This window comes from Kutzneria kofuensis (genome assembly GCF_014203355.1).
GTDB classification, from domain to species: domain Bacteria; phylum Actinomycetota; class Actinomycetes; order Mycobacteriales; family Pseudonocardiaceae; genus Kutzneria; species Kutzneria kofuensis.
The window spans coordinates 8,220,063-8,232,807 of the sequence record NZ_JACHIR010000001.1 but is presented as its reverse complement, the minus strand read 5'-3'; the positions used below and the strand labels follow the sequence as shown (position 1 = coordinate 8,232,807).

Sequence of the window (12,745 nt, the reverse complement as noted above, 5' to 3'; positions counted from 1 at the left end):
AGGCGACCGGGTTGGCGGCCAGGAACTCCCGCTCCCGCTCGCTGAGCCCGATCCCGAGCCGGGCCCACTCGCCCGGGGTCCGGGCGATGTGCCCGGCCAGCCGCTCGTCCTCCGGCCGCCAGCGCCGGACCCGGCCCCAGTACTTGGCCACCTCGCGCTTCCATGCCCCCGACTGCGCCACCACGTTGCCGATGGAGAAGAAGTCCTTGTCGAACGCCCCGGCCCGGCCCGGAGCGACCAGGCCGAGCACCGCGTGGATCCGCGACCGTGTGCCGCCCCGCAGGAACGCGGCCTGCCGCCGCAACGCCGGGACGTTCAGGCCCAGTCGCTCGGCCCTCGTCCAGTCGCGGTGCTCCGCGATCTCCGACAGCAACGCCTTCAGCGTCAACGGCGAGTCCTTGAAGAACGCCGCGTTGAAGAACGCGGTCATCAACTCACGGACATTGCCCCGCTCCAACAACTCCTGAAGGTCCGCCGGCCCGGCGTCGCGCTCGCCGACCTGCCCCGCCGAACTCGGGTCGTCCTTGAAGAAGACCTTCGCGACCTCCTCGCGCCCGTGCTCCGGGAAGGCCTCGGCCAGCACGTCGAACAGCCGGGACACGCCGTGCCGTGCCGCCCGCAGCGCCCGAGGATGATCGAAGGCGAACGCTCCCAGCCGCGCCTCGAACTCCTGCGCCTTCGGGAAGTACGTCGCGTCACGGTAGATCGCCCGCGGCTGGCCGCCGGCGACCGCGTTCGGCAACGTCGGCCGTTCCTCGTCGGGGTGCGGGGCTTCGACCGGGGTGGAGCGAAGCGGCGCCAGCTCGTCCTCGGCCTCCGCCGCCAGCAGTTCCTCGTCCTCGGTGTCCCAGTCGTCGTGCGCGGTGGAGTCGTGTGCCTCGGAACGGGTCTCGGTCGAGTGCTCGGGTTCCACCTGCTGGTCGGGCGGCAGGTCGACCGACCGCAGCCGCCGGTCGGCGTCGAAGTGGAAGGCCCGGCCGTCGTGCCGGTCGACCACCGTGAAGCCGTCGCCCAGCTCGCCGGCCGGCGCCGCCGGCAACGGCTCCACCCGGAAGGCGAAGCCGGCCCCCACGCCGCCGGCGACGGACCGGGTCACGCCGCCGGCCGGATCGTGCTCGATCCGGAGCGACAACCCGGCCAGCTGACCGAGATCGTCGCCGATCAGCGGCAACTCGTGCCGCCGCAACCGGCCCTCGGCGTCAAAGTGCCACTCGCCCCCGTCCAGCCCGGGCATCCGCACGACCAGCCCGCCGTTCTCGGTGGGCACGAACTCCGCGGAACTCTGGCCGGTCGGCAGCCCGTCCGACTCCGCCAACCGCGGGCCCGCAACCCCCGTCGGCGTCTCGAACCGCACCACCCGGTCCGTGCCCGGCAACTCCACCGACCGGAACAGGAACCGGCCGTTCCGGCCGATGTCCAGCGCACCCACCCCGAGCCCGGTGACGACGAATCGACCATGCTCCCGCGGCGACACCGTCACGTCGGGCAGTGGCACACCGCCCTCGTCGACCACCTCGAAATGTGACCCGTCCGGCAAGTCCTCGGTCGCGCTCTCCCGCAACCGCAACCCGTCGATCTCCAGCCCGGTCAGCGGCACGTCCCGCACCGGGGCCACCTCGGGAATCGCATCGAGCGCGGGCAGCAGGTCGGTCCGATGGTCCGCCGCCGGCGGCGGCTCGGCCGAGTCGAACGGCCGTTCCGCGTCCATCAGGTCCGCTCGCGACTGGTCGGCGAGCCGGCTCTCATCGACCTCCGCAACGGTCGGCAGAGCCCGGCGCGCATCCCGCGCTTGGCGTCGCGCCTCTCGAACCCGCCGCTCGTGCTGGGCCAGCGCCTGGCCGGCCGCCGCCGACGGCTCGCCGTCCGCGCGCTCCGGCTCCGTACTCGGTCGCTCGACCTCGACATGCTCGGTCGCCGCGGGCGCGGCCGGCCGGGACCCCAGGAAGTCGCCGAGCGTCGTGGCCCGCGGCCGGTCGTGCGTGCTCTCGGGAGCATGCTCGGCTGGGGCCGGCTCGTCGAGGAGGTGGGCCAGGCCCAGGTCCGCCAACCCGCGCCGGTCCGTCCTGACGGTGATCGGCCGGTCGGGCTCGGTGTGCACCGGGGCGTGCCAGCCCTCCGGCGCGCGACTGCCCCGGTAACGCGGCTCGATCGTCCACTGTGGAGTCAGGCGGACCACGTAGTGCCGGTTGTCCTGCTCCGAAGTGGACTGTCCCGCGCCGTCCCTCGGAACCTCCTGGGTGCCCGACACCTCGTTGCCGTGCGACCGCTCGATGTCACGCCAGTTGTCGTAGACGTCGGCGACCATCGTGTTGCCGCGCTGCTGCGTGTCCTCGATCGGCACCGCGGTGACGTTGGCGAACACGGCCGGCCCGATCTCCGCCTTGTGCGTGCCGCCGACCTTGGCCGCCACCTTCTCGTTCACCTCGGGCCGCAGCGGTTGGTCGATGACCCGGACGAGTTCGCGTTTCACCACGTCCGCGGTGATCTTCACGCTCTCGATGGCGTCGCCGGCGACGTGCACCACGTGGCCGCCGTCGGACAGCAGGTCCGGCAGGTGCCGCCGCAGCGGCAGCGACGAGGTGGCCGACCGCAACTCGAGCATCGCCCGCGGGTGCAGCATCGGCCGACCGCCACGTCCGTCACCCAGATCGCCGAGGGCGTCGAACAGCTGGGGCGCGTCGAACGGACGCACGTGCACCGTGGCCTCGTCGCTGAACCCGCGGGGCACGTCCTGGTCACGCTGCCAGTCGCGCAGGGAACCGTCCGCGTGGCCGATCGGCGGTTGCGGGCGGCCGTCCGCCGGAATCGTCTCGTGGAGGGGCACCGACGACCGCACAGCCCCGGGCAGGTCGAACACGGTGTGCTCGTGCTCCGCCAGCCGCCGCGCCCACGGCAGGTACTTCCGGTAGTGCCCGGACCGCGCGTAGGGGTACACGTCCATCTCGATGTGCAGGTCGTGCAGGAACTCCGCGTGGTCGGCCTGGTCGCTGAACTCCAACTTGTGCGTGCGCTCGCTGCTGTGCGCGGCCTCGGCCTTGAACCCGTAACCGCCGGCGAAATAGCCGGCCTCTGTGGTGCCGGGCCGGCCCGACGGACCGGTGGCGGCCAGGACGCCGACCGCGAAGTCGGTGGCGACACCGTCGGTGACCTTCATGCCCGACTTCTCGGCGGCCGCGGAACTGACCTTGTCCTCGGCTCCACGGACGGTGCGGTGGTACTCACCCAGGCCGAGCTTGGCGCGCAACACCACCAGCTGCTCGACCTTGCCGTACGCGGTCTGGCCCTCGAGGAAGACCGACCGTCCGCCGCCCAGCATGTCCCGCACGAACGCGCTGAACTCGGCGCCCGTCAGGTTCGGGCCGAGGACGTCGCGGACCAGCCGCTCGTTGAGCGGGCCGAACTCCAGCTCCCGGCGGCTCGGCTGGGCCGTCCGGGTCAGCGCTTGCTTGACCAGGCCGAGAAGGTCCGGACGTGGCGACCCCTCGTGCCGCCGGGTCCACTCCTTGAGGCGCGCGCCGACCTGCGTCAGCAGTTCGACGCCGGCCTCGGGCCGGTACACCTCCACCCGGCCGGTGCCGTGCCCGGTGTCCGCCGGCGCACGCACCGGCTCCGGTTCCTGGTGTGCCGTGTCGTCACCATCTCGCACGGTCCGGTCCGGTTGGTCTTCGCCGTTGTTGTGCGGGTGCTCGCGGTGGTAGCGGGCGGCATCCTCGGGCGCCAGCTTGCTCAGGTCATCGTCCGGCAGGTGACCGATCCGGTGGATCTCCCCCGCCGGGATCCACACCGTCGCCGCCTCCGGCACGTGCACCCACTTCTCACCGGCACGCGCCTGCGCCTTCCAGTCGAACTCCGCCCCGAACACGTTCACCGCGTGCCGCGACTCGGCCCGCACGCCGTACGTCGCGTCGAAGCGGACGAGATAGCCCCGCTCGGTCCGCGTCCGTGTCGCCGACTCCGTCAGCCCCAGGCCCCGCGCGTGCTCCTCGGCATGCACGTATCCGGCCGAGCCGCCGATGCTGAACAGCGGGTTCGTCACCTTGGACAGCGGCACGGCGTCCCAGACGTCGGCCTTGACCTTCACGCCCCAGCCGTCGGCGTGGGTGACGCCCTGATCGGATCCCGTCGTGTCGGTGACGGCGAACCGGTGCGTCTCGTCGACACCGAGGATCTTCGGGTTGGCCAGGTGGGTGGCCAGGTCGACCCGCGCCACCCGCTCCCGGCTGCCGGCCAGGCCGGCACGGTTGTGACTCCTGAGCATCGCGGTGTCCTGGTAGAGCGCGGAGCGCTCGAACCGGGCCAGCCGGGCCGGGATGCTCGTGAAGGTCTCCAGGGCGTCGCGGGCGGCGTTGCGCTCGTCCGGCACATGCGGCTCACGACCCCACACGCCCGCGCCCTTGTGCTCGTCGAAACGGGCCGGGCTGCTGCCCACGAGCGGCCGCCGGAACCAGCCGGCGAACCGGGACGTCGGCGGCGCGTCGATCATCTTCGTGACCGTCGGCAACAGTTCGGGAACCGGCTTCAGCGAGTCGATCTGGAAGCCGGGCGGCAGGTAGGCCGGCCGGTGCGCGAACTCCGGCGCCGGCCCGTCATGCCACTGCGGCGGTCCTTCCGGCCGGATCTCGTCGTGCCCGGCGACGGGCGCCGCACGTTCCTGGGCGACGACCTCGACGTGGCCGCTGAACAAGCCGCCGCCGTTCAGCGCCTTGCCGGGATGCGCCCACCGGCCGCCGACCCTGACCTCGAACTCCGCCGGGAATCGCACCCGGTGCAGCGGCCCGTCGGCGGCGAGCTCGTGCACGCGGCCCGCTTCGTGCTTGATGTCCGTGACCTCACGGACATTGCCCTTGTACGCGATGCCAGGCGACGATCCGACCGAGTCGACGGCCTTCGTCGTCGGCTTGCCGTGCACGTCGTGCGCGGGAACCGACTCGTTGTCGTAGATGAATGCCGTGATGCCGGCCGAGATGTCGGTGCCCTTGGTGATCTGCACCGCGTCCTGGTGCCCGCCACCGACCTTGGCGCTGCGGCTCTCCCCCGTCGCACCGAGGTACTCCGGCCGGGTCACGTCCGGCCGTACCCGCACGAACACGTCCGGCGCGTTCTTGTGCCAGGAACTCAGCGGGAACCGCGCACCGTCGCCACCGCGCGCCAGCTCGTCCGCGTAGTCCGCCAGGAACCGGCGGAGCCGCTGCTCGATCTTCGGCAACCGCTTCGCCTTCACCAGCCCTTCGCGGGAAAGCCGGTGCAACGTCGACCCCACGAGGTGGCTGATCGTCTCCTCCGGCAGGCGGCGCACGGCGTCAACCCGGTCCAGCAACCTCTCAGCGTCCACGGTGGACGGCAGCGTGAGCGGCTCGTGGCTGGGGTGGGTGGCGGGGTCGGGCGTGGCCGGCGGCTCCTGGCTCACGGCGTCCTCCGGCTTGCGCCAGACGGTCGCCGCGCCACCCACGCGGAATGCCGGATCCGATTCACCGACCTTGACGACGAAGTCGAACCGCACCCGCTGGCGCTGAACCGGGCCCTGGTACTTGTCCGTCACCTGGTGCACGGTCTTCTCGACGTTGCGGGTCTCGACCTTGGTCATGCCGTACCCGAGGACGATCGGGCCGATGCCGCCACCGACGTGTGTCTGGGTGATGTCCCCGAAGGCGACGCCCACGCCGCCACCCCAGCGGCGGGTCAGGGACGTGCCGGCGTCCCGTTCGGTGGTGCTCTCCCGGACGTGCTCGATGGTGCCCGTGTGGTCCACCGTGGCGTGCGTGGCCTGCGTGTCGGCGACGGCGACGATCACCTCGATCCGGTCCCGGATGCCTGGGAACTTGAACGACGCGCGGGCCGGTTTGCCGCCCAGCAGTTCCGGGGCCGTCGCCGGCAGGCTGTGCAGCCAGTCCCGCAGCCGGCGCGCGCCCTGCGAGCTCGGCGGGAACCCGTGATCCTGTTCGAGCCGCCGGTAGACGTCGCCCAGTCCGGAGAACTCCGCGTGCACGATGTCCTGGGGGCGTTCCAGCGGCGCGGTCCCGACCGGCTCCGACAGCGGCTCGTGCGTGTCCGGCCACAGCAGCGTCGTCTCGACCGGCACGACGTCGCCGAAGGTCCGATCCTTCGTCCACGGCCACGTCCGCGGCTTGCGGACGTTCACCCGGAACATCACGTCATGCGTGGCCCGCGTGCCCGGCACCCCGGTCTCGGTGACCTTCGTCGTCGACTTGTGCGTGACCGTCGACTTCAGGTCGGCGCCGCGGGCGTTGAACAGGCCCGCGACCTTGGCGTTGACCGCCGCGAACAGCACCGGGACGCGCAGGTTCCGGGCCTCGGTGAAGACGCTGCTCCGAGTGTTGGCGAGCGCTGTCCTGGACTCCTCCGGGCTGTGCTCGCCGGTGAAGTCGCCCTTGGCCCGGGTCTCGTGGATCGGCGTGCCGAGGCTGCTCACCTCCAGCCGGATCTGCGGCCCGCTCCGGGAGCTCGAACCCAGATCGACCACGAAACCGCCGTCGACCGCCCGGTGGAACATCGCCTTCAGGTTCTCGTCGGAGAACTTCGTCCGGACGATCGACTCGCGCACCTCGTCCACCGGTCGGTCCCGCAGGTGGAGCAGGTCGAGGATGGCCCGGCGGATCGGCTCGCCGTTGATGTCGCCGTCGACCTTCGGGCGCTCGGCCCGGGCGCGTTCGGCCCAGTCCACGGGGGAAGGCGGCCCACTGTCCGGCGGCCGGTGCTCGGACGGGGGCTGGTGCTCGGACGAGGGCTGGGGCGCGTGCTCCGGCCCGTGCGGGTGCTCCTGCGGCGTGTGGCCGCGCTGCCCGGCCTCCGGCTCGTGGGAGGCCTGCTGCGGCTGGGGTTCCGACGGGTGCGGCACGGTCACCCGCCCCAGGTCGGCGCCGCCCTTGTGCGCCACGTCCCTGGCCGCGGCGATCGCCTGTTCGAACCGATCCGCCGCGCCTGTGTGCCGGTGCAGCACCTGCGCCACCCGCATCGTCGCCCAGAACTGCTCCGGGCTGCGCTCCCGCATGCCGCCGCCGGGCCGGCCGATGGTCAGGTCGAAGGGGGTGTGCCGGGCGATGATCTGCGTCGCCTCGCCCCACAACCCCGCCGCCGTCCGCTCGTCCAGTTTGCCGAACTCGCGGTCCGCGAACCGGGCGAGTTCGGGATCAGGCGCGAAGCCGTGGTTGTCGTCCGCGCGCGCCGCGACATGCTCCGCAGGCGCTTCGTCCCCGGTGACCGGCTCCTCACGCAACGCCGCCAGCCGCCGATGCATCTCCTCGTCGAAGGCCCGATCCGCCGCAACCTCCTCCGGCGACCGAACCTCCGCCCGCTCTTGATCCCCACCCGCACGCAACGCCTCGAACCGCTGTAGCACGTCTCCACCCAGCGCCTCGGCGGCCACGTGGGAAGCAGGCGTGTGCGGCAGGTCGGCAGCGACCTGCTCCTCCGGCTTCGCGCCGGACAGGCCTGGAGTGTGGGTCTCGGCGTGCGGCCACTGTCCCACCAGTTCCGTGGGCACGTCGTGCCGCGCCGGCGAGTCAGCGGCGGAATCCACGACCGCGTCGTGGTGGTCAGGATCGGACAACGCCCGGTCGAGATCCGTGACATCCGGAACCCGCAAGTGCATCGTGGCTTTGTCAACCCGCGGACCGGTGGCGGACGGCAGGGCGTCGATGTCCTCAGTGGACTCGGCTGAGCGGGGGCGTTCGGCCTGAAGCTGAGCGACCTCCGAGCCGGGCTCCGCGGTGTGCGGCGGCGCTTCCCGGTGTGGCGAACCGGCCCCATCGCTGTGACGTGCCGACGGGGCCTTGTGCGCGTCGAGCGCGTCCTTGATCCCGGCCGCGATCTTGTCGCCGAGTTCGTCGGACGGCCGATCGCCGACGTGAGGCTCGGAGTCGGCGGCGTTCGACACGTCGCCACGTTCGTGCGGCGCCGGCTCGACCGGATCCAGGCGCAGAAACTCCTGTTCCTCCCGTCGTCGCTCCAGCTCCTGCTCGACGTGCGAGGAACGGCCCCGCTGGACCAGCCGGTCGAGTCGGCCGTCGGATTCCGGCTTTTCGACCTGTTGCCGCAGCTCGTGTCGCAGCGCGGCCATGTTGTCGTTGGTGTCGCGGGCTGCGGCCAAGCGCTCCTGTGCCCGTTCCAACCGCTGCTGGGTCTTCGCGGCGTGGTCCACCGCACCAGTCCGCCGCTCCCGCGCCAACTTGTCCCGAAGATCGGCGACTTCCTGCTCGTGCTTGTGGACCTGCGCGAGCCGCTCCTGCTCCCGCGCCTGCTGTTGCTGCTCCCTGGCGCGACGGTAGTCCCGGAGGGCCTGATCGGGCCCGCGAGCCGCTTCCGGGCTGTCGGCGGCCTCGCTCCTGCGCATCAGCTCGGCCTCATGCGGATCCAGGTGCGCCCCGTCGTCACGCGATCGCAACGCTTCGAACCGCTCGTGCAGGTCCTCGGGGAGCGGCGGCCCGGCAACCAGCCGCTCCTCCAGCCGCCGCTGCTCCTCCGCCAACCGCTCCGGATCAAGAGACTGACGGTTCAGGTACTCGGTGAGCGCCTGGACCGCGCGGCGCTCCTCCTCGGGCGTCCTGGCGTTTTCGGCCTCGTGCTGCAGACGCGCGCGGTGCGGGTCCGCCTCGGGCACATCACCCATGTGTGCCTTGGCCAGCCGCCGCTCCAGCGGCGTCCAGTCGTTGAACTTGGCCTGTTCGGCGAACGCTTCGGCGCGCTCCCGTTCCGTGGTCGCGCTGTTGACCCGATGCTGCAATGCCGCCTGCTTGTGCTGGACCAACTCGCGCAGCGCCTGCGCCCGCTCCTGCTCGGTCGTCGCGGCGTCGAGCCGCTGCCGCAACTCGGCCTCATGCGGATCATGCGGGATCCCGCCGTTCATCCGGTTGATCCGTTGGCGCAGGTCGTCGTCCGCCGCCTTCGCATGGGCATCCGCTTCGGCACGCAGCCTCGCGGCGCGCTGCTCCTCCCGCTGACGCATCAGCCGGTCGTCGAGTTCCCGGCGTGCCTGGTCCGCCGCTCGCGCCTCCTCCGGCGTTGTGGCGTTCTCGGACAGCCGGTGCAGGTGCGCCCGCTGCGCTTCCAGCTCCGCGTCGCCCGAACGTGGAACCGACGTCAGCAAGTCGTTGAACAGCCGCTCCTCCGACGTCAACCGGTTGTGTTCGGCCCACTCGCGCAGCGCCTGCGCCCGCTCCTGCTCGGTCGCCGCGGCGTCGAGCCGCTGCCGCAGTTCCGTCCCGCGCGGGTCGTCCGCCATCGAGCTGAGCAACGCGGCGAACCTGCGTTCCCGGTCCGCCTCGGCCTTGCCCGCGCGCACGTCGTCGAGGCTGCGCCCCCGCTCGCGGTCCCCGTCGCCGTCGGCCAGCGCCTGTCGGGCCTGCGCTGCCTCCTCCGCGGACCGCGCCTCTTCCTGCTGCTCGATGAACCGTCGCCGCTGGTGCGCCGCCTCGGGATCGGACCGTGCCAACCGGTCCAGGGCCTCGTGCAACCGCTGGTGCTCGTCCAGGTCGTGCTGCAGACGTTCGCGTTCCTGCGGGTCGGAGACCGTGACCAGCTCCCGGCGGAGCTGTTCCACCAGGGCGTCGTAGGACCGGGGGGCGTCGTCCCCGGTGAGCAACTCCGCCGGGAGATGCCGCTCGATGAACGCGGTGTACTCCCGGAGCGCACTGTCCACCAACGCCGGCTGGCCCTTCCGCTGGGCCTGCTCGACGGCGTCCACCTTGGCCTGCCACGTGTCTTCACGGACCCCCAGATCGCGCAGACGCTCGAACCCGCCCCGCGCGTGGTTCCGGAAATCCTCAAGACGCCGATCGAGCACCCCGCTCCCCACAGCCGCGCGGAGTTCGTCGAGTCGTGCGGCGGTATGCCCCCACTCGCCCTGTCGGGCCGCCGCACGGGCCGACTCGGCCACATTGTGCCACTGGCTCTCCGGCAGCCCAGCCCCCCGCGCGATGGCGGTCAGCTCGTTGACCCGGGTCTGCACCTGAGGCTGCAGCAGGGAAATCCGCTCGTCCGGGGCCGACACGACGTCGCCGAGCGGCGAAGCCGACGACGGATCCGGCAAACCGGTCAACCGCTCCAACGGCGTCATGGCCGGGACGTCCGGCAGGTCGATCTCCTCGTCCTCGGGAACGTGGCTGTCCGGCGGCGGACCGTCGCCGTTTCGCTCCGGGTCGGGCCGGTCTCCGCCGGCCGCCGGACCCGACTCGGTCTGCGGGCGGCCGCCGTCGGTGTCCGCGGAACGGGACGTGTCGGCGGGCCGATCGTCGCGTGAAGGCGTTGCCGAACGATCCGCCGAGGTGATGCCGGGCCGGTCGGTGGCTGCCGACGTGGTGGACACCGGGGAGCGGTCCACAGTGGACGAGGAGGGCCCGCCGGCGGAAGTGTCGGGCCGGGCGGTCGTGGCCGTCGGGCCCGTAGCCCGCGGGTCTGCGGTTGCCGAGTCCGTCGCCCTCGAGGCCATAGCCGTCGGGTCAGTGGCCCTCGGAGCCGTGGTCGGGTCAGTGGCTCCCGTGCGGTCGCCGGCAGTGCCGCGGTCACCGGAGGCACTTAGGTCCGGCCTGACGACTGCCGTGCCATCGGTCTGGCCGGCGGCCTTGCTCGTATCGGGGCTGGTCGTGGTGGGGCGTTGCTGCCCCGGATCCCGCGACGCGGAGTCCGTGGTGGCTGGTGTGTGGTCGGCCGCCCTGGGGTCGGCGGAAGTGCGGTTCGGCACGGCGGGGTCGAGGGGCCTGGACCGGTCGGCGGTCGGTGTGGGCGGTTGATCGCCGCGATTCGGCGCCGGTGCATCGGCAGTGTTCCGGTTCGGTGTCTGCGCGTCGCCGCCTCCCGCGGGCCGGATGTCCGATGTGGACGTTGTCGTGACCCGGTTGCCGCCGTCGGCGGCTCCGGATCCGGTCCTGGGTGCGGCGGCGGGCGTGTTGGGGCCCGAACTGGTCCGGATGTCGTCACTGCCACGGGTGGGCGTGGGGGTCTCGGTGCGCGGGTCGGAGACGCCGCGGGCCGGCGCAGCGCCACGGTCCCCGGTCGCCGTCGGCGCTTGGGTGTCGCCGCGGGGCGCGTCGCCGGTGGTGAAGACGTCGGGACGAGCCGCCGCCCCACGAGCGGTGGACGCGGGCGACGGAGAGGTCTGCTGCTCCCGGCCGACCGGCGACGTGGTCTGTTCCGGGGCATTGTCCCCTTGTGCGGAGCGGTTATCGGTCTGCTCCGGAGCCTTGCCCGTGTGCGGAGAACCGTCACTGGCCGACTCGGTGCTGCGCGGTTCGGACGTCGCCCGGTCCGGGCCGCGGTCCTGAGCGCCCCTGCGGTCGGGGCTCGGCGAGGTGCTCGGCCGGCCGCCCGAGTGACCGGCCTGCGCCGTCGCGGTGCCCGAACTCGTGCTTCCCGACTCCGTGGCGGCGCCACCGTGCCGGCCGTCCGACTCGGTCTGGACCTCCGCCGCGCCGGACGTGCCCTGCCGCCCGCTGGACTCGGTGGACACGCTCGGCCGACTCGCGGAACTCCCACTCTGACCCGACGCCCCCTGCCGACCACCGCCGGACTCCGTCGACACACCCGGCCGACTCGCGGCACTCCCGCCCTGGCTCGACGCGCCCGCCCGGCCACCAGCGGAGCCGCTCGCCTCGGTCGTGGTCGGGGAAGTGCTCCCCGTCGCGGTCTTCTGCTCGGCCGCCCGACCCGAGTCCCCGGTGCGCGCCGCATCACCAGTCCGCGCTGTGTCACCGGTGGTCGTCGTCGGGGACTGGCTGAACGCCGTTCCTGCGGGCTTGCCGTCGCTGGTGCGCATGGGCGTGGTCGCGTGCGGCGCCGGCGACTCCAGCTTCGGCAACGACCCCGAGAAGTCCACCTTCGGCAGCGATTTGACGTCCGGCACCTCCACCCTGGGCACGTCCGGATGCGAACCACCGCCGTGGTCGAACGCGCCGAACATCCCGTCCGCCGGGCTCCCCTTCTGGTGCAGCGCCTTGTTGATCGCGATGTTGCTCAGCGGCACCACACCGATCTGCAGCGCGCTGGAACCGAGCTTGCCGAACGGGCGAATCCCCTTCGGCAACGCCGCGCCCAGACCCCTCCCCAGCCCGCCCGCGAACTCCGCCGCGCCACTGAACGCACCACCGATCGCCCCGCCGATCACGGCGCCCTCAAACGACTTCAGATCAAACCCGTGTCGGTGGCCCGCCGCGATCTGCCCGCCCTGGATGCCCGCTTCCAGGCCACCCATGATGCCCGCGCCCAGCCCCGCGCCCCACGCCACCCTGGTCGCCAACTGCTGTGCCAACCGGGCGATCCCGACCTCCATCAGCTCCGACAGCAACTTGTTCAGCGCCGCGCCGATGCTGACGCGGGCCGCCGCGATCACACCGCCCGTGAACAACGACCCGAAGATCGACAAAGCCAGCGCGAACAACGAGGCGGCCAGGATGGAGAGCGCCGCGATGATCATGATCTTGGCTTCCTGGATGCTCGATCCGCCGTTGTCCAGCGCCTTGGCCAGACCGCCGGCCGCATCGATCGCATCCGGAAGCTTCGACAGAACCTTGTTGTTGAAGTAGTCCTGAAGCGAATCCCCGAACTCGCCCTGGATGGACTCGTCGAATCCCGCCGCCTCACTCGTCACGTCGGACTTCAATTCCTCCAGGGCACTTTGGAATTCACGCCACGCGTCCGCCAGGTCCCACATCTGGTGCTCGTCGCCCTCGGGCCACTCCATGCCGACGACGGCCTTCAGCAAATGCTGAAGCTTGGGCGACAAGTGCGTGGTCAT

Annotated in this window: 1 protein-coding gene (running past one end of the window); it reads right to left on the bottom strand. The window is 72.1% G+C overall.

The genetic code is table 11. The features are described from left to right. On the bottom strand, window positions 1-12,745 hold the beginning of the coding sequence (locus tag BJ998_RS37375; protein ID WP_184867996.1) for a WXG100-like domain-containing protein. 25,349 nt of this gene lie to the left of the window's left edge; only the first 12,745 of its 38,094 coding nucleotides appear in the window; it begins with the start codon at window positions 12,743-12,745; the stop codon falls past the left edge of the window.